24 protein-coding genes are annotated in these 26,305 nt (G+C 60.9%); 4 read left to right on the top strand and 20 right to left on the bottom strand.

The window, feature by feature from the left end; genetic code table 11:
* Window positions 1–3: 3 nt before the first annotated feature.
* The 10 genes from phoB to ACLGGT_RS16970 form a co-directional block, all read right to left on the bottom strand.
* Window positions 4–693, bottom strand: a complete 690-nt coding sequence (gene phoB / locus ACLGGT_RS17015; RefSeq protein WP_008280909.1) for a phosphate regulon transcriptional regulator PhoB — start codon at window positions 691–693, stop codon at window positions 4–6.
* Window positions 694–708: 15 nt separating this feature from the next.
* Window positions 709–1,437 (bottom strand): phosphate signaling complex protein PhoU, encoded by a 729-nt coding sequence (phoU, locus tag ACLGGT_RS17010; protein ID WP_008280908.1) that lies wholly within the window; start codon window positions 1,435–1,437, stop codon window positions 709–711.
* A 10-nt stretch (window positions 1,438–1,447) separates the two neighbouring features.
* On the bottom strand, window positions 1,448–2,248 hold the full coding sequence (pstB, locus tag ACLGGT_RS17005; RefSeq protein WP_008280907.1) for a phosphate ABC transporter ATP-binding protein PstB: 801 nt from the start codon (window positions 2,246–2,248) through the stop codon (window positions 1,448–1,450).
* Between the two features lie 16 nt (window positions 2,249–2,264).
* Entirely contained in the window at window positions 2,265–3,617 is a 1,353-nt protein-coding gene (gene pstA / locus ACLGGT_RS17000; protein ID WP_008280906.1) for a phosphate ABC transporter permease PstA, read from the bottom strand.
* A complete protein-coding gene (pstC, locus tag ACLGGT_RS16995; RefSeq protein ID WP_151979306.1) occupies window positions 3,614–5,074 on the bottom strand; it encodes a phosphate ABC transporter permease subunit PstC in 1,461 nt (486 codons plus the stop codon). Before pstC ends, pstA begins: the two co-directional genes overlap by 4 nt.
* A gap of 60 nt (window positions 5,075–5,134) precedes the next feature.
* A complete protein-coding gene (locus ACLGGT_RS16990) occupies window positions 5,135–6,172 on the bottom strand; it encodes a substrate-binding domain-containing protein (protein WP_008280903.1) in 1,038 nt (345 codons plus the stop codon).
* Between the two features lie 165 nt (window positions 6,173–6,337).
* Window positions 6,338–7,384 carry an ATP-binding protein gene (locus ACLGGT_RS16985; RefSeq protein WP_151979304.1) on the bottom strand — a complete coding sequence of 349 codons (1,047 nt, stop codon included), beginning with the start codon at window positions 7,382–7,384 and terminating at the stop codon, window positions 6,338–6,340.
* A 6-nt stretch (window positions 7,385–7,390) separates the two neighbouring features.
* Window positions 7,391–7,912, bottom strand: coding sequence for a gamma carbonic anhydrase family protein (locus tag ACLGGT_RS16980; RefSeq protein ID WP_151979303.1), 522 nt, complete (start codon window positions 7,910–7,912; stop codon window positions 7,391–7,393).
* Window positions 7,909–8,550 carry a guanylate kinase gene (gmk, locus tag ACLGGT_RS16975; RefSeq protein WP_437196975.1) on the bottom strand — a complete coding sequence of 214 codons (642 nt, stop codon included), beginning with the start codon at window positions 8,548–8,550 and terminating at the stop codon, window positions 7,909–7,911. Before gmk ends, ACLGGT_RS16980 begins: the two co-directional genes overlap by 4 nt.
* Window positions 8,551–8,610: 60 nt before the next feature.
* Window positions 8,611–9,501 (bottom strand): YicC/YloC family endoribonuclease, encoded by an 891-nt coding sequence (locus tag ACLGGT_RS16970; protein WP_437196973.1) that lies wholly within the window; start codon window positions 9,499–9,501, stop codon window positions 8,611–8,613.
* A gap of 254 nt (window positions 9,502–9,755) precedes the next feature.
* Here ACLGGT_RS16970 and ACLGGT_RS16965 point away from each other — a divergent pair, with 254 nt between their 5' ends.
* Window positions 9,756–10,406 carry a PAS domain-containing protein gene (locus ACLGGT_RS16965; RefSeq protein WP_437196972.1) on the top strand — a complete coding sequence of 217 codons (651 nt, stop codon included), beginning with the start codon at window positions 9,756–9,758 and terminating at the stop codon, window positions 10,404–10,406.
* Window positions 10,407–10,466: 60 nt separating this feature from the next.
* Here ACLGGT_RS16965 and ACLGGT_RS16960 read toward each other — a convergent pair whose 3' ends face one another.
* Window positions 10,467–11,837 (bottom strand): class II 3-deoxy-7-phosphoheptulonate synthase, encoded by a 1,371-nt coding sequence (locus ACLGGT_RS16960; protein WP_008280896.1) that lies wholly within the window; start codon window positions 11,835–11,837, stop codon window positions 10,467–10,469.
* 174 nt (window positions 11,838–12,011) lie between these two features.
* Here ACLGGT_RS16960 and ACLGGT_RS16955 point away from each other — a divergent pair, with 174 nt between their 5' ends.
* Complete coding sequence (locus ACLGGT_RS16955; protein ID WP_037297719.1) at window positions 12,012–13,013, top strand: GlxA family transcriptional regulator; 1,002 nt, start codon at window positions 12,012–12,014, stop codon at window positions 13,011–13,013.
* Window positions 13,014–13,075: 62 nt separating this feature from the next.
* Here the strand turns inward: ACLGGT_RS16955 and ACLGGT_RS16950 are convergent, their stop codons facing one another.
* Genes ACLGGT_RS16950 through ACLGGT_RS16935 form a run of 4 tightly spaced genes read right to left on the bottom strand, consistent with a single transcriptional unit; the run spans window position 13,076 to window position 17,269 of the window.
* Window positions 13,076–14,164, bottom strand: a complete 1,089-nt coding sequence (locus ACLGGT_RS16950) for a PQQ-dependent sugar dehydrogenase (RefSeq protein ID WP_437196971.1) — start codon at window positions 14,162–14,164, stop codon at window positions 13,076–13,078.
* A gap of 32 nt (window positions 14,165–14,196) precedes the next feature.
* Window positions 14,197–16,125 (bottom strand): 1-deoxy-D-xylulose-5-phosphate synthase, encoded by a 1,929-nt coding sequence (gene dxs, locus ACLGGT_RS16945; protein ID WP_037297612.1) that lies wholly within the window; start codon window positions 16,123–16,125, stop codon window positions 14,197–14,199.
* Between the two features lie 32 nt (window positions 16,126–16,157).
* Complete coding sequence (locus ACLGGT_RS16940) at window positions 16,158–17,021, bottom strand: polyprenyl synthetase family protein (RefSeq protein ID WP_151979298.1); 864 nt, start codon at window positions 17,019–17,021, stop codon at window positions 16,158–16,160.
* 5 nt (window positions 17,022–17,026) lie between these two features.
* Entirely contained in the window at window positions 17,027–17,269 is a 243-nt protein-coding gene (locus ACLGGT_RS16935) for an exodeoxyribonuclease VII small subunit (protein ID WP_008280891.1), read from the bottom strand.
* Window positions 17,270–17,371: 102 nt separating this feature from the next.
* On the opposite strand from ACLGGT_RS16935, the gene ACLGGT_RS16930 reads away from it, so the two are divergent.
* A complete protein-coding gene (locus ACLGGT_RS16930) occupies window positions 17,372–18,328 on the top strand; it encodes a phosphotransferase (RefSeq protein WP_437196970.1) in 957 nt (318 codons plus the stop codon).
* A gap of 12 nt (window positions 18,329–18,340) precedes the next feature.
* On the opposite strand, the gene ACLGGT_RS16925 is transcribed toward ACLGGT_RS16930, so the two are convergent.
* The 3 genes from ACLGGT_RS16925 to ACLGGT_RS16915 are packed head-to-tail and all read right to left on the bottom strand — an operon-like array spanning window position 18,341 to window position 20,028.
* A complete protein-coding gene (locus ACLGGT_RS16925) occupies window positions 18,341–18,940 on the bottom strand; it encodes a pyridoxamine 5'-phosphate oxidase family protein (protein ID WP_008280889.1) in 600 nt (199 codons plus the stop codon).
* Between the two features lie 15 nt (window positions 18,941–18,955).
* Window positions 18,956–19,429 carry a DUF1348 family protein gene (locus ACLGGT_RS16920; protein WP_437196969.1) on the bottom strand — a complete coding sequence of 158 codons (474 nt, stop codon included), beginning with the start codon at window positions 19,427–19,429 and terminating at the stop codon, window positions 18,956–18,958.
* Between the two features lie 53 nt (window positions 19,430–19,482).
* Window positions 19,483–20,028 carry a carboxymuconolactone decarboxylase family protein gene (locus tag ACLGGT_RS16915; RefSeq protein ID WP_375553628.1) on the bottom strand — a complete coding sequence of 182 codons (546 nt, stop codon included), beginning with the start codon at window positions 20,026–20,028 and terminating at the stop codon, window positions 19,483–19,485.
* Window positions 20,029–20,153: 125 nt separating this feature from the next.
* On the opposite strand from ACLGGT_RS16915, the gene ACLGGT_RS16910 reads away from it, so the two are divergent.
* Window positions 20,154–21,083, top strand: coding sequence for a LysR family transcriptional regulator (locus ACLGGT_RS16910; protein ID WP_081506124.1), 930 nt, complete (start codon window positions 20,154–20,156; stop codon window positions 21,081–21,083).
* A 3-nt stretch (window positions 21,084–21,086) separates the two neighbouring features.
* Here the strand turns inward: ACLGGT_RS16910 and ACLGGT_RS16905 are convergent, their stop codons facing one another.
* Together ACLGGT_RS16905 and ACLGGT_RS16900 are read right to left on the bottom strand one after the other, a co-directional pair.
* Window positions 21,087–22,817: a calcium-binding protein gene (locus tag ACLGGT_RS16905; protein ID WP_437196968.1), complete on the bottom strand. Its 1,731-nt coding sequence runs from the start codon at window positions 22,815–22,817 to the stop codon at window positions 21,087–21,089.
* A gap of 149 nt (window positions 22,818–22,966) precedes the next feature.
* A complete protein-coding gene (locus tag ACLGGT_RS16900) occupies window positions 22,967–25,879 on the bottom strand; it encodes a calcium-binding protein (RefSeq protein WP_437196967.1) in 2,913 nt (970 codons plus the stop codon).
* Between the last annotated feature and the right edge of the window lie 426 nt (window positions 25,880–26,305).

Raw genomic sequence — 26,305 nt, 5'->3', positions numbered from 1 at the left:
GGATCAGCCCAAGGCATAGCCCGCGCCGCGCACGGTGCGCAGCGGATCATCGCCGCCGTGCTGGCACAGCGCCTTGCGCAGCCGCCCGATATGGACATCGACGGTGCGGGTGTCGACATAGATGTCACGGCCCCAGACGCGATCAAGAAGTTGCTCGCGGGACCAGACGCGGCCCGGTTTTTCCATGAAGGTCGACAGCAGGCGAAATTCCGTAGGGCCGAGTTTGAGCGGCTTTTCACAGCGGGTCACACGGTGGGTTTCGGCATCAAGCACGATATCGAGATATTCCAGCCGTTCGCCTACTGTAGCGGGGCGGGTGCGGCGCAGTTGGGCGCGGACACGCGCCATCAGTTCGACCAGCGAATAGGGTTTGATCACATAGTCATCGGCCCCGGTTTCCAATCCGCGCACGCGGTCCACCTCTTCAGAGCGGGCCGAGAGCATGATGATCGGGATGCCGCGCGTTTCCGAGCGGGTCTTGAGCTGGCGACAGACCTCGATGCCCGACACATTCGGCATCATCCAATCCAGAACGATGATGTCGGGGGGCATTTCCGCCACCATCAACAGCGCCTCTTCACCATTGCTGGCGGTCAGAACATGAAAGCCGTCGGCCTGGAGATTATAGCCCAACACTTCGCGCTGTGCCGGTTCATCCTCGACCAAGAGGACGGTGGGTTGATCAGCAGACATCGGCGGCTCCTCGTTTTAGTGGCTGCCCTTGGGCGCAAGGCTGGGGTCAACCGAGGTCGTATCGCTTTTGGGGCGCGGATCATCGGGGAACTGGCCCGAGACAAGGTAGATCACCTGTTCAGCGATAGAGGTGACAAGATCGCCCATGCGTTCGGTGTTCTTGGCGATGAAATGCAGATGCATGCAGGGCGTGATGTTGCGCGGATCTTCCATCATGAAGGTCAGGAATTCGCGGAAGATCGCGTTATACATCTGATCGACATCGAGGTCGCGACGGATCACCTCATGGGCGAGGTCCATGTCGCGCTGGATATAAGCGTCGAGCACGTCTTTCAGCATTTCTTCGACCTCGCGGGCCATGCGGCGCAGGGCCGAGGGCGAGCCGTTGACAGCCGCCATTTGGCTGAGGACTGAGGTGCGTTTTGCCATGTTCTTGGCATAGTCACCGATGCGCTCAAGGCTGGCGGAAATCTTGATCACGGTCAGGACAACCCGCAGATCGCGCGCGGCGGGCGACCGCAGCGCCAGCACGCGGGCGGCCTCTTCGTTGATCTGCTCTTCGAGCGCGTCAATCGCCTTGTCGCGGCCGCGCACCTCTTCGGCCAGTTCGTCATCGCGGGTTTCAAGCGAGCGAGCGGCGTCGGAGATTGCGCGTTCGACCATACCGCCCATCTTCATGATATGGGCCTGAATGGTCTCGAGGTCGCGGTCGAAGGATGAGACGATGTGCTGATGGTCGGACATGGAGCGTTCCTTAGCCAATGCGCCCGGTGATGTAGCTTTCGGTGCGCTCATCCTTGGGGTTGGTGAAAATCTGGCCGGTATCGCCGAATTCGACGAGATGACCGAGGTGGAAGAAGGCTGTTTTCTGGCTTACGCGCGCGGCCTGCTGCATCGAGTGGGTGACGATCACCACAGAAAACTCTTGCCGCAATTCGTCGATCAATTCCTCGACCTGCGCCGTGGCGATGGGATCAAGCGCCGAGCAGGGTTCGTCCATCAATAGAACCTCGGGCGAGGTGGCGACGGCACGGGCGATGCACAGACGCTGTTGCTGGCCGCCCGAAAGGCCGGTGCCGGGCTGATCGAGCCGGTCCTTGGCCTCGTTCCAGAGAGCGGCGCGGCGCAGGGATTTTTCGACAATTTCGTCGAGATCTGCCTTGGTGCGGGCAAGCCCGTGGATACGCGGGCCATACGCCACGTTGTCATAGATCGACTTGGGGAACGGGTTGGGTTTCTGAAACACCATGCCCACCTTGGCGCGCAATTGCACTGGATCGACCTTTTTGTCGTAGATGTCTTCGCCGTCGATGCGGATGTCCCCCTCGACGCGGCAGATGTCGATTGTGTCGTTCATCCGGTTGATGCAGCGCAGGAATGTGGATTTGCCACAGCCCGACGGGCCGATAAAGGCGGTCACGGTCTTGTCCAGGATATCGACATCCACGTCCTTGATGGCATGCGTCGCGCCATAATATACCTGCACCTTGCGCGCGGCGATCTTGATATCGTTATTGGTCACTGTCGTCTCCGCGAATTTTGGGGCGTCATACATGGGTCTATACCTTTGTTTACCAGCGGCGTTCAAACCGTCTGCGCAGCAGGATGGCGGCGATGTTCATGATCACCAGGAAGACGAGCAGCACGATGATGGCCCCGGATGCGCGTTCCACAAAGGCCGGGTCGCCGCGCTGCGTCCAGTTATAGACCTGCACGGGCAGTGCTGCCGCGGGGTCAAAGAAGCCTTCGGGCGGGCCTGCGGGATATTCGCGCACAAAGGCAACCATACCGATCAGCAGCAGGGGTGCTGTTTCGCCAAGCGCCTGCGCAAGACCGATGATCGCGCCGGTAAGGATGCCGGGCATGGCCAAGGGCAGGACATGGTGAAAGATCGCCTGCATCTTGGACGCGCCCACACCGAGGGCTGCATCGCGGATCGAGGGCGGCACAGATTTCAGCGCCGCACGGGTGGCGATGATGATGGTGGGCAGGGTCATCAGCGTGAGCACGAGACCGCCCACGATGGGGGCCGATTGCGGCAGGCCCACCATATTGATGAAGATCGCCAGACCCAGGATACCGAATACGATGGAGGGCACGGCAGCGAGGTTCGAGATATTCACCTCGATCAGGTCGGTCCAGCGGTTCTTGGGCGCGAATTCCTCAAGATAGATCGAGGCCGCGACACCCAAGGGCAGCGATAGAACTAGCACAATCAGCATCATATAGGCCGAGCCGATGATCGCTACGCCCAGACCGGCGGCTTCGGGGCGGGTGTCAGAGGCATCGGGCGCGGTGAAGAAGGCCCAGTTGAATTTGGTCGTAAGGATGCCTGCGTCTTTGAGCTGTTGGGCAAGCTGCAATTGCTCGGGCGAGACATTGCGGTCGAGTGCCGCGCTTTCCATGGTCACGCGGCCTTTGAAGAAGCCGTCGATGCGGCCTGCGGCCAACAGATCGAATGGCACAGTTTCGCCGATCCTGTCCGGATTGGCCAAAACAAAGTCGCGTAAGGTGGCGGGGGCCTCTTTCGAGATCAACTCGCCGGCGGCCTTGGCATTCGCGACATCCGAGGTGACACCGGTCCGCTCGATCGCGGCGACCATTGCCGCCTCGATCAGCGGGGTATAGCCGAAGGTCGAGACTTTGGCGATGTCGTCGCGATTGCGGTTGCCGTTTTTGTCAAGTTTTGCGGGGTCTAGATAGACCTCAAGCTCGACATAGGTCTGCTGAAAAGACGACAGGCCACTCGCAAGGATCGAGGCCAGCAGGCCCACCAAGGAAAGAACACCGATGGTGACGGCGACAAGCCCCATCATGCGGAACCGCGCCTCTTTGGCATTGCGTTGCTTGGTGCGGGCATCCTGCGTCAGCAAAGACCCTTTGCGCGGTGCCGGAACAGCGTCTGAGGCGGTGAAATCGGTCATTCGTACTGCTCCCGGTATTTGCGCACGATCACAAGGGCGATGACATTCAGCCCAAGCGTGAAGACAAAAAGCGTAAGGCCGAGGGCGAAGGCGACCAGCGTTTCAGGGCTGGCGAATTCGGTATCGCCGGTCAACTGGCTTACGATCTTGACGGTGATGGTTGTCATGGCCTCGAACGGGTTGAGGCCAAGCTTTGCGGCGGCCCCTGCCCCCATGACCACGATCATGGTCTCGCCGATAGCGCGGGAGGCGGCCAAGAGGATGGCCCCGACCACACCGGGCAACGCGGCGGGCAGGATCACCTGCTTGATGGTTTCGGACTTGGTAGCGCCAAGGCCATAAGAGCCATCGCGCATGGATTGCGGCACGGCGTTGATGATGTCATCCGAGAGCGACGACACGAACGGGATGAGCATGATCCCCATGACCAGACCGGCCGTCAGCACCGAAGAGGACGAGGTGCCAAGACCCAGTGGCGAGGCGATATAATCGCGCAGGAACGGGCCCACGGTGATCAGCGCAAAGAGGCCATAGACGATGGTCGGGATACCGGCGAGAACCTCGATGGCCGGTTTGGCAAAGGCGCGCAGCGGCTTGCTGGCATATTCCGCCAGATAGATCGCAATCATCAATCCCAGAGGCACCGCCACCAGCAGGGCCAGAAAACTGACATAGAGCGTGCCCCACAAGAGCGGCAGGATGCCCAGATCAGACCCGCCCCGGAATTGCGGGTTCCACACGGTCGAAAAGAAGAAATCGCGCGCCGGATACATCTTGAAGAAATTAATGGTCTCAAAGAGCAGCGATGCGACAATACCCGCAGTGGTGAGGATCGCCACCAGCGAGGCACCGATCAAAAGCGCCAGCACAAAGGTTTCAGAGGCGTTGCGCGCCCGTTGATCGGGATGCACCCGCGACCAAGACCACGCCAGCAGGCCAAGCGACAGCCCCAGCACCGCTAGGGTCATCAGAAAGTTCCCGGCATTCTGCGATTTGCGCAGCTCCTTGGCCGCCTCGAACACGGGCACCGGCACATCCGAGCCAAGCGCCACGCCGACAGTGCCAAGCCGGTTGCGAATGTCGGTGAAATCCGCGCGCATTGCGCCCAGATCGTCCTCGGACATCTCGCCTGCGGCCATCAGGTCATCAAGCCCGCCCGCAATCCGGCGGACATCGGCCATGACAAGGCTCTTGGCGCCGCCTTCGGGGATCACACTGTCGGGGATCATGCCCGCGACGCGCCCCTCAATCATCAGCGGCTGCAAAAAGAGCCACGCGAGCATCAGCAATAGCGCCGGGACTGCCGTATAGAGCGCGACCGCCTGACCATAATAGTTCGGCAGCGAGTGCAGTTTCTTGCCCGTGGTCTTGGAGGTTGCGTAGGCGCGTGCGCGCCCCAAGAAAAAGCCCAGCCCACACAGGCCGAGCACGATCAGGGTGATATAGCCGGTACTCATCTGCTCTCCGCCAAAAAGGGAGGGATGGCGCGGATGCGCCACCCCTCAGAGGTCTTGGTCTTAGTTCAGCACGCCCATGGGCACGCGGTTGGCAACCATTTCCTGCGTCTTGGCAAGCTCGGGGTCGGACACAAGGCCATAGGCCGAGAGCGGGCCATCGGGGCCTGAGATTTCGTCGGACACGAAGAACTCGATGTATTCCTGCATGCCGGGGATCACATCGAGATGCGCGTTCTTGACGTAGAAGAACAGCGGACGCGACACCGGATATTCACCCGAAGCGATCGATTCGACCGAGGGAACAACGCCGCCCATGGTGGCAACCTGAAGTTTGTCGGTGTTGTTCTGGTAGAACGAGAGGCCAAATACGCCGATACCGTTCTTGTTGGCATCCACACGGGCCAGCGTTTCGGTATAGTCGCCGTCGATGTCGATGGACACGCCATCGGTGCGCAGCGCCATACATGCCTTTTCAGCGGCTTTCTCGTCGCCGCCATTGGCCGCGAGGTGCAGATCATAGGTGCCGTTTTCTTCGCAACCGGCGATGATCACCTTTTCGTCGAACACTTCGCGGGTGCCGTGCTTGGTGCCGGGCACGAAGGCGAGGATTTCGTCGCCGGGCAGATCGGCGCGAACATCGGACCACACCTTGTTGGTGTTGTCGGCCAGAGCGCCATCCTTGGACACCTGAGCCGCCAGAGCCGCGTGCCAATCGGCCGGGGTAAAGGCATAGGCCGGGCCGTTAATGTCAGAGGCAAACACGATGCCGTCATAACCGATGCGGACTTCCATGATCTCGGTCACGCCGTTCTGGGCGCAGAGGTCGATGTCGGATTGTTTGATGCGCGAAGAGGAGTTGGCGATGTCGATGGTGTTTTCACCCACGCCTTCGCACAACTTCTTGCGGCCAGCGCCCGAACCACCGGATTCCACGACCGGGGTTGGGAAATCAAAGTTTTCGCCAAACGCTTCGGCGACGATGGCGGCATAGGGCAGCACGGTCGAGGAGCCAGCGATCTGGATGTTGTCACGGGCCGCAGCAGTGCCAGCGGCGAGGGCCGTCAGGGCCAGGGCGGAAACGGTGGATTTGAACAGCATGAGTTGCTCCTGAGTTCGGTTTCACGGGACGCCCAGGCAGGGGCGACCTCGGGATCACCACTAGGTGAGAACCACAACGCTTTTGTTACACTTATGTAACGGTTTTATGACACGCGGAGAAGTTGGTGGTTCTGGGCGATTTTTTCGCGGTCGAGGCGGGCGTGCTCAGGCCTCTTGGCGATCCCATTGCGGCAGAATCACTGAAAATTCGGCACCCTCCCCAAGGGTCGAGGAGATTCGCAGCCGTCCACGGTGACGATTGACAATATGTTTGACGATGGCGAGGCCAAGGCCCGTGCCCCCCATCTCGCGCGAGCGGTGGGTGTCGACGCGGTAGAAACGCTCGGTCAGCCGGGGAATATGCAGCGGCTCGATTCCGGGCCCCTGATCACGCACCCGCGCCAGAATGGCCGGCGCACGCAGGGTGGCATCGCGCGCAATACGTTCCAGCGTGATGGTGATATGGTTGCCTGTACCGCCATATTTGATCGCGTTTTCAATCAGGTTGGTAAAGACCTGCTGCAACTGGTCATCATTGCCGCGCACGATCATGCCGTCGGGCGCCTCAAAGGTAATCTCGCAGGCACGATCACGCGCCAAGGGGCGCAGCGCATGCAGAACCGAGCCGATCACCTGCCCCAAGTTGACCTCTTCGCGCGGGCGCACGCGCTCTTCGCTCTCTACCCGGCTGAGGGACAGAAGATCGCGCACTAGGCGCTCCATCCGGGCCGCTTCGGATTGCATGATCCCCAGGAACCGGTCGATGGCCGCCTGATCATGGCGCGCAGGCCCTTGCAGGGTCTCGATGAACCCCATGAGCGCGGTGAGCGGCGTGCGCAGTTCATGGCTGACATTGGCCACGAAATCGCGCCGCATCTGGGCGGCATGTTCGCGCTCGGTCAGGTCCTCGAAACACACAAGCGTGCCGCGCGCATCCAGCGTTTCGACATAGCCCACATGCACCTGAAAGCTGCTGTCACGCCCCGCCTCAGAGGTTTGATAGGTGATCTTGCGCGGCTGTCGGTCGCGCAGGCTGGCCTCTATTGCCTCGAGCACATCGGGCTGTCGGAGCGCGGTCAAGAGATGTCGCCCCTCAAGCCCCTGCCCCAAATGGTCACGCGCGCCTTGGTTGGCGGCGATGATGCGATCATCCGGCCCCACCAGAATGGCCGCCAGCGGAATACCTGCCAGAACCGTGGCCAGACCCTGCATCGCCTGTCAGAGCGCCACAAGCCCGGTGCGATACCGGCGCATATTCTGTTGGTAATGCAGCGCCGTGGCGCGCAGCGTTGCAATCGCCGCCTCATCGAGACTGCGCACCACTCGGCCCGGCGCGCCCATCACAAGGCTACCTTCGGGAATTTCTTTGCCTTCGGTGATCAAGGCCCCTGCGCCGATCAGGCTGTTGCGCCCGATGCGCGCACCATTAAGCACCGTGGCCCCCATGCCGATCAGCACGTTTTCTTCCAAAATACAGCCATGCAGCATCGCCTTGTGCCCGATGGTGCAGCCCGGCCCGATGACGAGCGGATAGCCCATATCGGTGTGCATCACGCAGTTTTCCTGCACATTGCTGCCCGCGCCCACGCGGATTTCCTCGTTATCACCGCGCAGGGTGCAGCCGAACCAGACCGAGGCCAAATCCTCGATCACCACTTTGCCAATCAGATTGGCATCGGGGGCGATCCAGCTGTCTTCGGCAATCTGCGGCGCGTGGCCGTCGAGCGTATAGATCGTCATTGCATCTCCTCGAATTCAGTTTGCAGCGCGCGCACATGTGCGGTTAGCCCAGGTTGCTGACTGCGGCGCAGGCGCGTGGCCTCGATAATCGTTTTGAGCCGCGCCTCGGTGGCGTCCAGATCTTCATTGACCAGCACGAAATCATAGCCGTCCCAATGGCTGATTTCGTCCCAGCTTTTCTCCATCCGCTTGGCGATAACATCGGGCGCATCCTGTCCGCGTGTTTCCAGCCTGCGGTGTAATTCGCGAATCGAGGGCGGCAAAAGAAAGATCGAGAGCGTATGCGCGCCCAAGGCCGAGTTGCGGATTTGCTGCGCGCCCTGCCAATCAATATCAAACAACACGTCACGCCCCGCGTCGATGGCGGCCTTAACCGGGCCCCGTGGGCTGCCGTAAAAATTGCCAAACACATGCGCATGTTCCAGCATATCGCCGGCGGCTACATCCTGTTTGAACTGCGGCTGCGACATGAAGTGATAATCTTGCCCGTCCACCTCTCCGGGGCGTGGCGCACGGGTCGTGGCCGAAACCGAAAAGGCAATCGTCGGGTCCCAGTCACGCAATCGCCGTGACAGCGTGGACTTGCCCGCGCCGGACGGCGAGGAAAGAATGATCAAGAGGCCCCTGCGGTTGCTCATGCTGTCCCTTGTCCTTCTTCTTGGTGCAAATACTCAAATCCTGCGCGGGCCGCGCGCGCCTTATTCGACATTTTGCACCTGTTCGCGCATCTGGTCGATCACCGTCTTGAGGCTGAGCCCGATCTCGGTCAGGCCGCTATGCTGCGCCTTGGAGCAGAGCGTATTGGCCTCTCGGTTGAACTCTTGGCTGAGAAAGTCGATCTTGCGGCCCACGGGCGCGCCGGACTCAAGCAGGGTGCGGGCGGCTCGCACATGGGCGCGCAGGCGGTCCAATTCTTCGGTCACGTCGAGCTTGACCGCGAGCAGTGCCAATTCCTGTGCCAGACGTGCGGGATCGAGATCGGTGGCGCTGTCCCGTAGGCGGGCCAAAGCTGTTTGGTGCGCGCGGGCGATGTCGGCGCTGCGTTGGGCAAGCAGGTCTTGGGCCGCTTGCGTCAGGCGGGCGATCTCATCCAGTTGCGCGTGCAGAATTTGCGCCAGAGCCGCCCCTTCGGCGGCGCGCATGGCAAGAAAATCGGTGAGCAGCGGTTCGAAATCCGCAAGAAGTGCGGCGCAGAGCGCGGTGCTGTCACTCTCGCCGGTGCCAGCTTCGAGCACGCCGCGCAGCGTCAGGATGTCGGCGGCGGTGGCCGGGGCGAGCGACAGGCCGGAGGACATGGCGCGATCCTCGACGAGGGCCATGGCGCGCAGCACATCCTCCAGCCGGTCCGGGTTGACCGCCACTTGGCCGCTGGCATCCGCACTGTTGAGCCGCAGGGTGAGCGAGACATTGCCCCGCGCCAGCACCTGCCCCAGCCGCGCCCGGAGCGCGGGGTCCAATCCTTCGATCCAGTCGGGCACGCGCAGGCGCAGGTCGAGCCCTTTGCCATTCACGCTGCGCAAGTCCCATGTCCAGTCATGGCCCGGAATGGCCCCTTTGGCAGTGGCGAAAGCGGTCATCGACTGGATCATCGGCGGTCGTCCTTGGGGCTTGCGGCGTTGCCCCGTCCTAGTGCGTGACCCGGCGGCTGGCAAGTCCCCGGTCGCCCGCCCCACCGCCCCGAGAGGTTAACCAATTCCCGCGATTTTTAGATAAATTCCCAAAAACTTGTGGCAGTCTTGGTCCAACGTGCGGTGCCTCAGGTGCTGCGCAAGGTTCATCAGGCAGGCTGTCGTTGCAGGGCTTGATCGGCAGGGTGCAAAGGCAGGGTGCAAAGGAGTGGGTCATGCAGGATGACAGAACCATCTCGTGTTTTCCGGGGGTCACAGCCGTTGACCGGCTGCACGCCGCCGACTTGCAGGCGCTTCACAGCTATTGGGTGGGGCTTTGCGAGGGGGCCGAGGTGCCGCGCCGCTCAGACATCAACCCGCGCCATATTGGCGGGCTGCTGTCCAACGCCTTTATCGTCGAACGCATCGCACCGGGGGTGACGCGGCTGCGGGTGGCGGGGTTGCATCTTAATGCGTTGATGGGGATGGAAGTGCGCGGCATGCCATTGTCGAGCCTGATCACGCCTGCGGCGCGCGAAACCTTTGCGCTGGCGCTGGTGGATCTTTTCGAGCGGCCTGCGCGGTTGGACATAGACCTGCACGCCAAGGCGGGATTGGGACGGCCCGAGATGACGGGGCGTCTTTTGCTCTGGCCGTTGCGCAGTGATCTGGGGGATGTGTCGCGGGCGCTTGGCTGTTTGGTCACGCAGGGCGACATCGGCCGTGCCTCGCGCCGGTTCGAGATGACGTCGGTTCGGGTGCTGCCCTTGGACGACACAGCGCAACCGGCGGCGAAGCCAATTGAACCCTTACCCGGAGGTCTGCGCGGTGAATGGCCGGTGCGCGGTGCGGCGCGCGGGCGTGCGCATCTGCGGGTGGTCAAGTAAGCCGCGCTGAGACACCAACCGCAACAGGGCCTTGCGCCCCGTTGCGGTCAGGCAGTTCTCTTATCCTGCTTCGGCCTGACGGCGATCATGGCGCAGGGATTTCAGTTCTTCCGCCACGAGGAAGGCCAGTTCGAGCGATTGGCTGGCATTGAGGCGCGGATCGCAGGCGGTGTGATAGCGCGCCGATAGGTTTTCTTCGGAGAGCGCCCGCATGCCGCCGGTGCATTCGGTCACATCCTGCCCGGTCATCTCGAAATGCACGCCGCCGGGGATGGTGCCCTCGGCCTTGTGGATGCCAAAGAATTCCTGAACCTCGCGCAGGACCAATTCAAACGGCCGGGTTTTATAGCCGGTCGCGGATTTGATCGTATTGCCATGCATCGGATCACAGACCCAGAGCACCGATGCCCCCTCTTCCTGCACCGTGCGGATCAGGCGCGGCAGGTTTTCCGCCACCTTGCCCGCACCAAAGCGCGCGATCAGTGTCAGACGCCCGGCCTCATTGCTGGGGTTGAGCGTGGCCAAGAGCCGCTTGAGATCGTCCGAGGTCATCGACGGGCCGCATTTAAGGCCAATGGGATTCTGCACGCCACGCAGAAATTCGACATGCGCGCCATCCGGCTGCCGGGTGCGGTCGCCGATCCACAGCATATGGCCAGAGCCCGCCAGCCATTTCCCAGAGGTGGAGTCGAGCCGGCACAACGCCTCTTCATATTCCAGCAAGAGGCTTTCATGCGAGGTGTAGAAATCCACGGTCTTGAGCGTATGGGCATTGTCGCTGTCCACACCCGCCGCTTTCATAAAGTCGAGCGCGTCCGAGATGTGATTGGCCATTTCGCGGTATTTCGCGGCTTTCTCGCTTTCGGTGAAGCCCAGCGTCCAGGCATGGACCTGATGCACATCGGCATAGCCGCCGGTTGAAAAAGCACGCAACAGGTTCAGCGTGGCCGCAGCCTGCGTATAGGCCTGCAACATCTTGTCCGGATTGGGAATGCGCGCCTCGGGGGTGAAGGCCAGTTCGTTGATGATATCGCCCCGGTAGCTGGGCAATTCCACGCCCTCGATCACCTCGGTCGGGGCCGAGCGCGGCTTGGCGAATTGCCCCGCCATGCGGCCAACCTTGACCACTGGCACCTTGGCCCCGTAGGTCAGCACCATCGCCATTTGCAGCATCACCTTGAAGGTGTCGCGGATCGCATCAGCCGAGAATTGATCAAAGGCCTCGGCGCAATCGCCGCCCTGAAGCAAGAACGCTTCGCCGCGCGCAGCAGCGCCGAGCGCACGTTTGAGCCGGCGCGCCTCACCGGCGAAAACCAGCGGCGGATACTGCCTGAGACGGGCCTCGACATTGGCCAGTGCGGCGGCATCGAGATAATCAGGCATCTGCACCCGCGGTTTCGCGCGCCAGCCCGTTTTCTGCCATTCCGTCATCGTCCTTACTCCGCATTGAACGTAATCTCAGACCCGTGCTTAGCAAAGCGGCGGGCAAGAGGCCATATGAAACGCACAAGAATGCGTCGCAAATCGACCATGGCTCTCTTGTCAATCGCGACAGATTCGTGACAGACCGCTATAGAGGCCGTTGTGCCGGGGAATCGAGTGATGATGACGTCAGAGGCCACGAAGATCGCGGTGAAAGCGCCGAAGGAGCCCAAACGCTTTGTGTTTGTGTTGCTGGACAGATTCACCCTGCTCAGCTTTGCCTCGGCCATCGAATGTCTGCGCATCGCCAATCGTATGGCAGAAGAAGAGCTGTATAGCTGGGTTTTGACAGGTGATTCCGAGGATGTGATCACCTGCTCTGCCGGGGTGCGGTTCAATCTCGACTTTGCCCTCTCCGATTTGAACCGCGAGGATGTGGTTCTGGTTTGCGGCGGCATGGATGTGCAAAAGGCCGCCACCAAGCGCATGTTGAACTGGCTGCGCCGTGAGGCGCGCAAGGGGCTGCGCATGGGGGGGCTGTGCACCGCGTCCTATGTTCTGGCGCGCGCGGGGCTTTTGGATGGCAAGCGCGCGACGATCCATTGGGAAAACCATGACAGTTTTCTCGAAGAATTCGAGGATGTCACCCTGACGAAATCGGTCTTCGTGATTGATGGCAACCGGATGAGCACGGCGGGCGGCACGTCGTCGATTGATCTCATGCTCAATATCATCGCGGATGATCATGGCGAGAAGCTGGCCAATGCCGTGGCGGATCAGCAGATCTATAGCTCGATCCGCACCGATCAGGACACGCAGCGTCTGAGCGTTCCGACACGCATCGGCGTTCGGCATCCCAAGCTGAGCCAAGTCATTCAGATGATGGAAACCAATATCGAAGAGCCGATCAGCCCTGCGACATTGGCACGCGATGTGGGCATGTCGACCCGGCAGTTGGAACGGCTGTTTCGCCGGTATCTCAGCCGCAGCCCCAAGCGGTATTACATGGAACTGCGCCTGCAAAAGGCGCGCAACCTGTTGATGCAGACCGATATGACCGTGATCAACGTGGCGCTGGCCTGCGGATTTGCCTCGCCCTCGCATTTCTCAAAGTGCTACCGGGCGCATTACAACACGACGCCCTACCGCGAACGCGGCGCACATAGCTCGCGCCTGTCAGTTTGAGGGTGCGGGCAGGCTGGGGGCGCTGCCCCCAGACCCCCGAGGTATTTCAAGCCAGATGAAGATCAGCCCGGGCTGAGACGGTAGGCGGCACCCTGCCCGACGCTGAGAAACCAGATTGACCCATCGGGAGCCTCTCGGATGTCGCGCACGCGCTGGGTTTCGCGGGATTTGAGGCGCTCCACCTCGGTGAGCGGCGTGCCATCGAGGCGCGAGATCATGTCGAATTTGAGGGATCCGACAAAGATGTCGCCGCGCCATTCCGGAAACATATCGCCCTGATAGATCATCATGCCAGAGGGCGCGATGGAGGGATCCCAAAAATGCGCGGGCTGTTCCATGCCGGATTTCTGCGTGCCCTCGCCGATTTTCAGCCCTGAATAGTGGCGACCATAGGAAATCACCGGCCAGCCGAAATTTGCGCCTTTGGCGATGCTGTTCACCTCATCGCCGCCGCGCGCGCCATGTTCCACCACCCAGAGATTGCCCTCGGCATCAAGCGCCGCGCCTTGCGGGTTGCGGTGGCCATAGGACCAGATTTCAGGTTGCGCCCCAGCGGTTTGCGTGAACGGGTTGTCCGAAGGGATGGCACCATCGCGGGCGATCCGGACGACCGCGCCGTTTTGCCGTGCCAGATCTTGGGCAGAACTGTCATCGCCCCGGTCGCCGATGGTGGCGTAGAGCATCCCATCGCGCCCCTCGACCAGACGCGAGCCGAAATGCCGCCCGCCAGAGGAGCCGGGTTCCAACTCGAATATCACGGTCCAATCGGTGAGGCGATCCGCCCCGGGGGCAAGGCGGGCATAGGCGATGGCGGTGCCTGCCCCGCCCGGTTGCGGTTTGGAATAGGTGAAATAGAGCTGACGGCTTTGCGCGAAATCGCGGGGCACGAGAATATCAAGCAATCCGCCCTGCCCGCGTGTGGCAACATCCGGCAGGCCGGTGATGGCCCGACCTTGGCCTTTTATGACATGCAGAAGGCGGCCACCTTTTTCGGTGATGAGCAGGCTGTCATCGGGCAGAAAGCCAATGGCCCAAGGATCGTTGAGCTGGTCAACCATTTTGGTGACAGTCAGTTTGCCCGCGCTGCTATCGAGCGCGTGGGCCGGGGTTATGGCGAAACAGGCCGCCAGAATGAGAGGGATAAGGCGCATCGCTTTCTCCTTTTCCCATCCAGATAGGTATGTCAGGCGCGTTTTCCAGCCAGTTGTGCGATGCCCAGCACGTCAAGCACCCGCGCTTCGATGTCGGCGGCGTTCAGACGCGCGACGGCATACATATCCTCGGCGCTGGCCTGATCTATGAACGTGTCCGGCAGGACCATGGAGCGGAATTTGAAGCCGCGATCAAAGACCTGAGCTTCGGCCAAGAAGTGACTGACATGGCTTGCAAATCCACCAATCGCGCCCTCTTCGACGGTGATCATCGCCTCGTGGTTCTGGACGAGATCGAGGATGAGCGCCTCATCCAGCGGTTTGGCAAAACGGGCATCGGCGATGGTGGGCGTAATTCCGCGCGCACGCAGGGCTTCGGAGGCTTTGAGCACCTCTGAGAGGCGCGTGCCAAAGGAGAGGATCGCCACGCGCGCGCCCGTCTGGATGATGCGCCCCTTGCCAATTTCCAGCGGTTCGCCGCGTTCGGGCATGGTGACGCCCATCCCCTCGCCGCGTGGATATCGGAACGCAATCGGGCCCTCATCATGGGCGGCGGCAGTGGCGACCATATGGACAAGCTCGGCCTCATCGGCGGCGGCCATGACCACAAAACCGGGCAGATTGGCGAGAAAGGCGGTGTCGAAGGCCCCCGCGTGGGTGGCGCCGTCTGCACCCACAAGCCCCGCACGGTCGATGGCGAACCGCACCGGCAGGCGCTGAATCGCCACATCATGCACCACCTGATCGTAGCCGCGTTGCAAAAAGGTGGAATAGAGCGCGCAAAAGGGTTTGAGCCCCCCCGCCGCCAGACCGGCTGAAAAGGTAACGGCATGCTGTTCCGCGATGCCCACGTCAAAGAGACGTGAGGGGTAGCGTTCTGCAAAGAGGTTGAGGCCGGTGCCATCGGGCATGGCGGCGGTCACGGCGCAGATCTTGTCATCCTGTGCGGCATGGGCCAGCAGCGCCTTGGCGAAGACGCCGGTATAGCTGGGGGCGTTCGAGGGCGATTTGCGCTGTTCGCCGGTCAGCACGTCGAATTTGGCGGTCGCATGACCGCCATCGCGGGCGCGCTCGGCAGGGCCATAGCCCTTGCCCTTCTTGGTCAGCACATGAATAAGGATCGGGCCGGTGGCGCGTGCCTTGACGGTGCGCAGAACTGGCAAGAGTTGGTGCAGGTCATGGCCGTCGATGGGGCCGACATAGCTGAACCCCAGTTCCTCGAACAATGTACCGCCCACGGCCAGCCCCTTGAGCATGTCCTTGGCACGGCGCGCGCCCTCTTGAAAGGGGGGCGGCAGCAGGGAAATGGCACCTTTGGCGGCGGCCTTGAAATCCTGAAACGGAGCCTCGGCATAGAGCCGCGAGAGATAAGAGGACAGCGCGCCCACTGGCGGGGCAATCGACATCTCGTTGTCGTTGAGGATGACAATCAGGCGTTTCTTCAGGTGGCCTGCGTTGTTCATCGCCTCAAAGGCCATGCCTGCCGACATGGCCCCGTCGCCAATCACCGCGATGGCATCGCCAAGGCCTGAGGGGCAGTTGCCGCCAAGGTCCCGCGCCACGGCAAAGCCAAGTGCGGCGCTGATCGAGGTAGAGCTATGGGCCGCGCCAAACGGGTCGTAGGGCGATTCCGAGCGTTTGGTAAAGCCCGACAGCCCGTCCTTTTGCCGCAAGGTGCGGATGCGGTCGCGGCGGCCCGTCAGGATCTTGTGGGGGTAGCACTGATGCGACACGTCCCAGATGATCTTGTCGCGCGGCGCGTCAAACACGTGATGCAGGGCGACAGTCAGCTCCACCACGCCCAGACCGGCCCCCAGATGCCCGCCGGTTTCCGACACGGCGGAAATGGTTTCCGAGCGCAGTTCATGCGCCAGTTGCACCAATTGGCTATCGGAAAACCTTTTGAGATCGGCGGGGCTGGCGACCTGATCAAGCAGCGGTGTTTGCGGGCGGTCGGACATCATGCCCCTCCGTGGGGTAAATTCAGCAAAGTCTAGCTTTGGCGCGAGATAACGAAACGGGCAAGGTCGCGCAAGCGTTCGCCCCGTTCCCCGTAACAAGATAGTGCGTCGCAAGCGGCGTCAACAAGGGATGCGGCGCGGGCGCGCGCCCCGTCCAACCCCAGCAGTGAAACAAAGGTGGCTTTGCCTGCGGCGGCATCCTTGCCCACAGCCTTGCCTGCGGCGGCGGCATCGCCGGTCACGTCGATCACATCGTCCTGTATTTGGAACGCAAGACCAAGCGCGCGGGCATAGGTGCTTAGCGGGGTCATATCGGCATGGGCCATGCACGCGCCCGCTGTGGCGGACCACAGGATGAGCGCGCCGGTCTTGCCGGCTTGCAACGTCGTGATCTCATCCAAGTTGAGCGGCGATGTGGCGGTTTCGGCGGCAATGTCGAGCGCTTGGCCCAGAACCATCCCCTGCCCTCCGGCCGCACGGGCAAGGCTAAGTGTCAGACCGGCGCGCACCTCGGCCGGGCCGCAATCGGGATGCGCCACCAATTCGAACGCCAGCGATTGCAGCGCGTCACCCACAAGAATCGCGGTTGCCTCGTCCCATTTGATATGGACGGTGGGTTGACCCCGGCGCAGGTCGTCATTGTCCATGGCGGGCAGATCGTCATGCACAAGGCTATAGGCGTGCAAGGCCTCAATGGCCGTGGCGGGCCAAATCGCGGCTGTCTCAGGCACATCGTGCAGCCGCGCGCTTTCCATCACCAAAAAGCCTCGGATGCGCTTGCCGCCCTGCGTGGCATAGCGCATGCCCTCGGCCACGGGGCCGGTGCCAAAGGGGGCAAGAACGCGGGAAAGATGCGCCTGAATGGTTTCAGCCTCGGCGGCAAGTCGAGCCTGCATCTGGATCAGAGACCTGTCACCGGGGTCGTGCCGGTGGGCTGGCCATCGGCGTCGAGCGTAATGGCGGCCACTTTTTCTTCGGCCTCTTTCAGTTTTTCTTCGCAGCGTTTCTTGAGCTTGGCACCGCGCTCATAAAGCGTGATCGACTCGTCCAGCGCCACATCGCCCCGTTCCAGCCGCCCAACAACCTGCTCCAGCTCTTTCATCGCCTGTTCAAAGGTCATCTCGGAGGGGGGCGTGTCGGTCATCGGCTGGTCCTCGTGCTGGGCATTTCAGCACCTAGCATAGGGTGCTGTGGCGGGGGGTGCAATTCGGTTGACGCTTCATTGCGGCTGAGGGACAGTTGGCCCATGTCAGAGCCTGTCCTCCCCCTGCCCGACCTTGATGCGTTGGCCCGTTTGGATGCCTGCCTGCGGGCATTGGTGACGGCGCATCCGGACCTTGCAGGCTTGGACATCTCGGAGGTGCTGCGCATTGTACCAGGCAAGCGCGCGGTTCTGGCCGGGCGTCTTGATGGGCGCGCGGTGGTGGCGCGGTTGGTTGAAGAACGCGGCGCCGAGGCCTTGGCCAAGGAATGGGCAGAGTTGCAGCGCATCTGGCCGCATATGCAGAGCGGGCGTTACCGTGTCGCCGAACCTATTTGCTACCTGCCGGATGCGCGGCTTTTGGTGATGGAACGCGCGCCCGGTGAGGCGCTGTTGGAACATCTCTGGCAGGCGGATGTGAGCCGCCGCGCGCAACATCTGCGCCCCGCTGCCGAATGGTTGCGGGACTATGTCGAGATCAGCGAGGGGTGGAAGCCGGGCAATGCCAAGGGCTGGCTCGCGCGGGCCGCGCGGGCCGCTGCCACGCAACCGTTTGGGCGATTACGCCGCATCGAGAGTGGCATTCTCGCGCATCTGACAGAGATGGCGACCGCGCTAGACGGGGCTGAATGGCGCGTCGCGATCAGCCATGGTGATTTTCATCCCAATAACCTTATTCTGGGAGAGGATCGCCTGACAGGGATCGACACCGGCGGCTCTGGCCGGTTGCCCGTCTGCAAGGATATCGCCCGCTTTCTGGTGCATATGGGGCGACGTGGCATGATCCCGTCTGGGCGGCGGTATCTGGGGGTTGATGCCGAGGGGCTAGAGGTTTTTGCCGAGGTCTTCGCGCTGACCGAGATCGAGCGCAACCTTTGGCTGCCGTTCTTTATCGGCATCGAGGCGCTTATTCGGGTCGAGACCCGCGCGCTCAAACACAGTCGGATCAAGCGCGCGGAAGAGATGTATGGCCTCTTGCTGGATGACCTTGCCGCGCTGTGAGCGCGCTCAGGTCTAGAGGCCAAGCGCCGCCTCAAGCGTTGCGATCCGCGACAAGAGCGGGGCTGTCACGCCGTCGATCTGCTCCATGCTGAAGCGTGGGGTAATGTGCTGGGGGCAGTTCCAGTCAAACCCTTCGACGGTGATCAAGAACCCACGCTCGATGCGGGCGCGGTAATCGGGCAGGTCCAGCCGCGCCAGTGTTGCCGTATCTTCAAGACCCACAGCCCGCGCGCGCCCAAGAATCTTGAGCCGGCGGCGGTTTGGATAGTCCATCAAAAACAGCGACACGCGGTCATCGGTGCTGAGGTTGCCAAGGCTGATATACTGGCGATTGCCGCGAAAATCGGCAAAGCCAAGGGTGCGATCGTCCAGCACGCGAAGAAAGCCCATAGGCCCGCCGCGATGCTGGATATAGGGCCAGCCGGTTTCGGTGACTGTGGCCATATAGACAGAGTCGCGGGCCGCGATGAACTCGGCTTCGACCTCGCTCAAATAGAGGTTCACCGGACCGTCCGCAGCCTGCATCCGGGCATAGGATGCGCGGCTGCCCTGCTCCTCTTGCAGCCGTGTCACCGTTGGGGTGAAGGCGATATTCGCAAAATGATGGGGCATGACATCCTCTGGGGGTTATAGGCCAAGATCGGAAAGGCCGGGGTGATCAGCGGGGCGCGGCCCTTGTGGCCAGTGGAACTTGCGCTCAGACTCTTTGATCGGCTGGTCATTGATGCTGGCAAAGCGCAGGCGCATGAGGCCCTTTTCGTCAAATTCCCAGTTTTCGTTGCCATGGCTGCGATACCAATTGCCGGCATCATCGCGCCATTCATAGGCAAAGCGCACGGCGATACGGTTCTCGGCAAAGGCCCAAAGTTCCTTGATCAACCGATACTCCAGCTCGCGGGCCCATTTGCGGGTAAGAAAGGCCGTGATTTCCTCGCGGCCAACTGGAAATTCGGCGCGGTTGCGCCAACGGCTATCGGGCGTATAGGCCAGCGCCACGCGCGCGGGGTCGCGCCCATTCCAGCCGTCTTCGGCCATGCGCACTTTTTGGGTTGCGGTCTCGTGGGTAAAGGGAGGAAGCGGGGGACGAGTGTCTTGGGTCATTGGCGATCCTTGGTTGGGGGCACAGCGCTGGGCGGCGCTGTGCCGGTCTGTGCTCAAGCGGCGGTGTTCAACGTGACTTTGGGAAAGTCGATCTCGACCTGTGTGGCCTTGCCCAGAATATTGGTAAAGATATTCATGGCAACATGGGTAATGATTTCGACGATCTCGGCGTCGGAATGACCAGCGGCGCGCAGGGCGGCAAACTCTGCTTGGCTCACTTCGCCTGCATGTTCGACCAGCGTACGGGCAAAGGTCAGCGCCGCCTCGGCCTTGGCATCGGCGGAACGGCCCGCGCGGTTGGCAAGGATTTCGTCACTGTCCAGCCCCACCTTGCGGCCAATCGCGGTATGGGCAGACACGCAATACTGGCAGCTGTTCTGTTCGGCCACCGCAAGCGCGATGCGTTCGCGCGTCAATGGGTCAAGCGCCCCTGCACCGGCAATGCCATGCAGCCCAAGGAACGCCTGAAGCGCCGCGGGGCTATTGGCCAGAACGCGGATGAAATTGGGCACCATACCAAGCGCCGATTGCACGGCATCCAGCAGCGCCTTGGCCTCGCCTGTGGCGGTTTTCGGGTCGATAACAGGAATACGGGCCATGTCTTTTGTCCTTATATTGAGAGCGCGCAGGCAATGTGCCGCGCTTGGGCATAAGGTGGGGCAGAATGGTATTTGAAAGAATAGATGAAATGTGGAATGGTTTATTCCGTTGAAAGGAATAATTGATGAACCGTTTGCACGAGATCGAGGTGTTCATCGCTGTGGCAGAGGCGGGCAGCTTTGCGGGTGCGGCGCGGCGCCTGCACCTGTCGCCGCCTGCGGTGACGCGGGCGATTGCCGCGCTTGAGGATCGGTTGGGCGCGCGGGTCTTTCAGCGTACCACGCGCAGTCTGACCATCACCGATGTTGGCGAGCGGTTCTTGGGTGCCGCGCGGCGCGTGCTTGGTGATCTTGACACCGCAGAGCGTGAGGCGATGGGAGAGACAACCGCGCCGCAGGGGCATTTGACGGTCACCGCGTCGGTGACGTTTGGCCGTTCCGCCCTTGGGCCGATGGTTGGCAGCTTTTTGGTGGCGCATCCGCGTGTGTCGGTCTCGGTGCTCTTGCTCGACCGGGTGGTCAATCTGGTCGAGGAAGGCGTGGATCTGGCCATTCGCATCGGAGAGTTGCCCGAGTCGCGGCTGATTGCCAAACGGTTGGGTACGGTGCATCGCATTCTGGTGGCAAGCCCCGAGTATCTGGCGCAACACGGCACGCCCGCTGCCCCTGCGGACCTGCGCCACCATGCGGTGATCGCCTTTACCGGGCTGATGCCCAACCGCGAGTGGCGGCATCGCAGCGGGCAGCGCAGTGCCAGCGTGGCACTTGCCCCGCGTCTCGAAATCAACGACGCGGTGGCCGCCATCGACGCGGCAATATTGGGTCAGGGCATCACGCCCACCCTGTCCTATATGGTGGCAAGCCACATTCGGGCGGGGCGTCTGGTGCCGGTGTTACAGGCCCATACCCTGCCGCCGCAACCCGTTAATCTCGTGTATCCCGAGGCGCGCCTCATGGCCCCCAAGCTGCGCGCCTTTCTGGATTTCGCCGGTCCCCGTCTCAAATCTGCGCTTGCGGATCTGGCCGAAGGTGTGGCCGTGCCAAAGGCGCTCTGACGATCACAGGAACTGGAAATCGTCCACCGTCAGTTGCGCGGCGGTGACCCCCTCAACGAGGATGTTGTTGCCATTCACAGTCATCTGCGCGCCGCCCGCCCAATCGACGATATTCATCGCTGCCAGAAAGCCCGCCAGACCGTTGCCACCGTTGTTGATATTCTCAACGCCGGTATCGGGATCGAAGCGGCGGATCAGGAAGATATCTGAACCATCCTCAAAATCGGTGATCGCATCCGACTCGCCGTCGAAAAAGGCGCTGAACACGAACAAATCGGCATCCGCACCGCCAGTGATCGTGTCATTTCCAGCGCCCGCGTTGATCGTGTCACTGCCTGCGCCGCCGTCGATCAGATCGTTACGCCCGCCACCAGCGAGGAAGTCATCACCGTCACCGCCAAGGATACTGTCATCGCCTTCGCCACCGCCCACGCGATCATCCCCTGCGCCTGCGTCAATCGTATCCCGCCCGGTGCCGCCGCCGATATCATCCGCGCCCCCGTTGCCAAAAATCAGGTCGTTGCCAAAGCTGCCCGACACGCTGTCATTGCCATCGCCGCCGGACAGGGTGTCACTATCGGCACCACCGGCAACCACGTCATTGCCCGCGCCGCCCGTGATGCTATCCGCGCCAAAGCCGCCGCCGATGATATCGTCACCACTGCCGCCGTCGATGGTGTCATCGCCCTGACCCCCGCCGATATTGTCGTTGCCAGCACCGCCGGAAATCAGGTCATTGCCATCCGAGCCGGAAATGGAATCGTTGCCTCCGTTGCCTTCGAGCGTGTCGTTGCCGGGCCCGCCCGCGAGCCCGTCATGGCCCTGTTCCCCGATCAGGGTATCGTTGTCATCAGTGCCAATCAGGGTATCACCCCCCTCTGCGGCCACAAGAAACACGCCCGGACGCCCGACGATTTCCTCGATCAGGTCGCTCACCAGAACGGATTGCCCCGCAAATTCGACCTGCTCGATGTTGATCAGATCATCCACGCCTTCAAAGGGCGAGGCGAGGCGCAAGCCGGTCTCAGTCAGAGTGATCTGAAACTCGCTCGGCGAGCCAATGTTATAAGTGGCCGTATCGAAACCTTCGCCGCCGTCCAGCAGGTCATCGCCGGTGCCGCCGTTTAGCACGTCATTGCCGTTAAGCCCTTGCAAGGTATCCTGCCCCACGCCACCTGTAAGAAAGTCTTGAGCGTTGGTGCCAATCACAAGCTCGTCGTCAGACAGCTCTGACACCGTTGTGTTGGCGAAGGCACTGATTGCAATCGGCTGATTTGGGGCGAATGGCCCTTGGGTCACAGGGTTGCCGCCACGGATGGAGGAGACAAATTGCCTGAAAGACTCAAGATCATTGGGTTGCGGAACAGAGGAGGTGCCTAACTGGAAGAAATAATTGTCATTGGTCCGGACATTAAAAAACGACAGCATGACAGCAGAGCCAGATGTAGCTGTAAGCACCCCTAAAGACGCCAGGCCAATCGCGTTATCATCCAGTCTGAGGTCAATGCCATCAAGGCGCGCGATCTGAAACTCGCTGAGGTTGTTGATGATGACGTCTGGAATCTCTCCGGCGGTGGCGGGCTCTGCCAAGCGATAAGAGAATTGATCGGCTGGCACGGAGAGTTCCAGCGACACAGTTCGGAAATTCCCAGCCAGGACCGAGAGTGTGCCATTCGGGAGTACAAAGATGCCATCAATACGCGCCGCGAAACCGTTAATCGTAAAAAGATTCATGACCTCACCCACCAACGCTTTACGCGTTCGGTAAAACCGAATGCCGCCAGTTTCAAGCTATGAAATCTATGCCCTTGCGTGGGCCAATGTTGTTGATACCAAAAGAGCGCCCTTGGGCGCTCTGATGCAGTGGCTTAGCGCGAGAACCATTAAAGAAACTGGAAATCCTCAAGCGTCAGTTGTGCGGCGGTGATGCCTTCGACAAGGATCGTGTTGCCATTGACGTTCATCTCTGCGCCCGCTGCGGTGTCGGTGATGTTCAGCGCCGCAAGGAAGCCGACAAGACCATTGCCGCCGTTGGTGATATTCTCAAACCCGGTGTCGGGATCAAACCGGCGGATGAAAAAGCTGTCCACCCCATCTTCGAAATCGGTGATCACATCCACCTCGCTATCGAAAAAGGACGAGAACACGAATTGATCCGCGCCTGCACCGCCGCTCATGCGATCACTGCCCGAGCCGCCGTTGATCGTGTCATCGCCAGTGCCGCCGTTGATCGTGTCATCGCGACCGCCCCCGGCGAGAAAATCGTTGCCGTCTTCGCCAAGGATGCTGTCATTGCCCTCGCCGCCGCCCACGCTGTCATCGCCGGCACCTGCGTTGATGGTGTCCTGACCGGTGCCGCCGCCGATGTCATCCGCGCCATCATTGCCAAAGATCAGATCACTGCCAAAGCTGCCCGATATGCTGTCATTGCCTGCGCCGCCCGAGAGCGTGTCATTGTCGGCACCTCCTGCGACCACGTCATTGCCGTCGCCGCCCAAGATGCTATCCGCCCCAAAGCCGCCGCCAATAATGTCATCGCCCTCGCCGCCGTTGATGGTGTCATTGCCCGGACCACCGCCGATATCATCGTTTCCGGGGCCACCTAGTATGAAATCATTGCCATCAGAGGCGGAAATCCTGTCATTGCCTGCGCCGCCATCGAGACTGTCATTGCCCAAGCCCCCCGAAATTATATCATCGCCGTCGCCGCCGATGAGAGTATCGTCCGAGTCTGTGCCGAACAGCATTTCGCCCGCGTCACCCGCCATAACGAAATCGCCCGGAAACCCGAGCATCGCGACGCGCACCTCAGCCACAGACACCGTCTGATCCGCGAATTCCATCCATTCGACATCTGTCAGGTCGTCAATCCCAAGCGCAGAGACGACGCGCAGCCCACCGGGCGTCAGGCTGAACGCCACCGTATCAAAGGTGACACCTTCAAAAACGGCCACGTCATCCCCGATACCGCCAAGCATCAGGTCATCGCCCAAGCCGCCGATGAGGCGGTCATCGCCTGCCCCGCCATTGAGCGTGTCGTCACCCGCGCCGCCGTTGAGAATGAACCGTGGCCCTTTGACATTGGTATGATGATCCTCTTCGCCCGGCACATCGCCAAGGCTGAGCGGGTCATCACCCACGGTGACTGTCACGGTCCGGCTCGCCTGTCCGGGTTTGGCCGCGACACCATCGGTGACCGCCTCAAGATGCAGATAGACCAGGGACCAAGCCTGCATGGTCACAAGAAAGGATTCCAGATCCTCGGCGGAAATCAGATCGACAAACTCAGTTTCAAGCACGACTTGTGCGGCTTCTTCGTCCTGTCCCCCGGCCCCGCCATCCCATAGCTCGCTATAGGACACGCGATAGAGCGTCGCGGAGGGATCGAGCACGGCACTGAAATCAAGCGTCTTGTCTGTGGCTGTGCCGCTTAGATCGGCCAGGATGAAGAACGACTCTGGGCCGTTCTCGAACCCGTGGATCGTGATGTTATCCGCCTCGAGAAAATCCAGAACCGGGGTCATACCAACGGCTTTGTGCAAGAGGGAATACGATTCTCCTGCGATGGTCAGATGCCCGCGACAGGTGCAGACCAGCGTGACGGAGCGGCTGTTGTTGAAGAGTGAGGGCCAGTAATGCGCGGTGGTCACGTCATGCGTTACCATCTCGTAGAACATGGCAACATCAAGGATTGCGTGTTGCAGGCCGCGATTGTTTGCCTCGTTCACGTCGCCTGTGCGGCTTACGTTCCACTCGGTGATGTAGTAATCGAGTTCCGGCAAGGCCGCGCTGCGGTTGCCCAGATTCATCCGCCAGAATTCAAGCTGGGTAAAGCCGAATTGTTCCTGCGTATCGACGGCCCCCAAACCACCATCGAGGTAATAGTGCTCGCTGATGGCATCGATTGCATTGGCTGCATCAGACACGTCGATCGAGAAAATTCCGCCATTTGCGGCCTGCACCAACATCGACTCTTGCGCGAAAGCCGAAAGGATCACGGTGTTCTGGGTTTTGGCGTTCCCTTGCGAGGGCACGGCAACCTGCGTGAGCTGTGTGAGCGGCGGCACGCCCGCATCACCAATCTGGGTTGGCTGATACACAAACCGTGTGAGGGGATCGACATACAGCACGCCGCCGCCATTTGGCGAATAGACGCCCGCAGCACTGAGGGTTTGCACCACGATGTCAGGTTGCTTTGCGCGAACAAGGTCCAGATCGAACAACGTTGTCTCAACCGTTTGGGCCACGGCAGCGGCCAAACTGCCGTATTCATGCGCGGCCATACGCCCCGAGCCCCAGAATTCATTGCCAATCTCAAAGGCGTCGATCCGCACACCTGCCGCCGCCGCACTTTGCACCGCCATCGTGACGAAATCGGCCACATCCTGAAGATAGCTCGCGGACACAAGCCGGCCGCCATAGGTGCCCGCCAACAGCGCCTCGCCTGCGGTTTGTGTGAAACCCACCGAGGTGGGAATAACAAAGGTTGTGCTGGTGCCAAGCGTGGCGGTGAAATCGAGAAAGTCGGAAAAGGCGATCAGATCAAGCGCGCCGCTATTCTCGAACGATCCCACCGTGCGCTCGTGGCTGCCGCCTGCAATGTCGGAAATGTCAAAATGGCTTTCGGTGATCGAGCCACCGGGGAACCGCAAATTGGTGATATTCGCCTCTGTGAACCGGTCGATCACCTTGTCCCGCAAGGAAATATTGGTGGTGATCGTGAGGTTGGTGCCGAACATTTCGGGCGTGACCGTGGTGCCCGAATTCCGGTCCGTTTGATCTACAACTCGTATCATTCAATCATCCTCAACGGTCTAAAACACCGGATTACCAATGACACACAACAATGAATACAACCGGTAGTTTATATTTCTCTTGTCGGGAACCTATCCTTATGGGGTGGATCCTCAACAATTGCTGCAAAAATCGTTCCAAATGTGCGGGGTGGATCAGCCTTTAAGAGACATTTATCATGTATCTTTTACTTCCAATGAGGGCTCTCGGCGGCGCAATTCAGCGCATAAAGACGCAGCGTTTCCAGAACGTGGAAGGCGTGGAGAGTTCCAACAGGTGTCAAGCAGCATGCAAGCCTTTGATTTCCCGCAGATTTAATCACAGCCACTCGCGCAGCTGATGGTTTTCTTAACGTTTATTCCTGACATATGAATTAGGCCGAATGATCGAGAAGCGTAGAAAAACCAGACGAAACTTTGCAAAAAAAC

Origin of the sequence: Roseovarius sp. MS2 (assembly GCF_051447875.1) — a bacterium.
Lineage (GTDB): Bacteria > Pseudomonadota > Alphaproteobacteria > Rhodobacterales > Rhodobacteraceae > Roseovarius > Roseovarius mucosus_A.
Note: the sequence above shows the minus strand (reverse complement) of the source record. Positions and strands in the feature narration are given on the sequence as shown.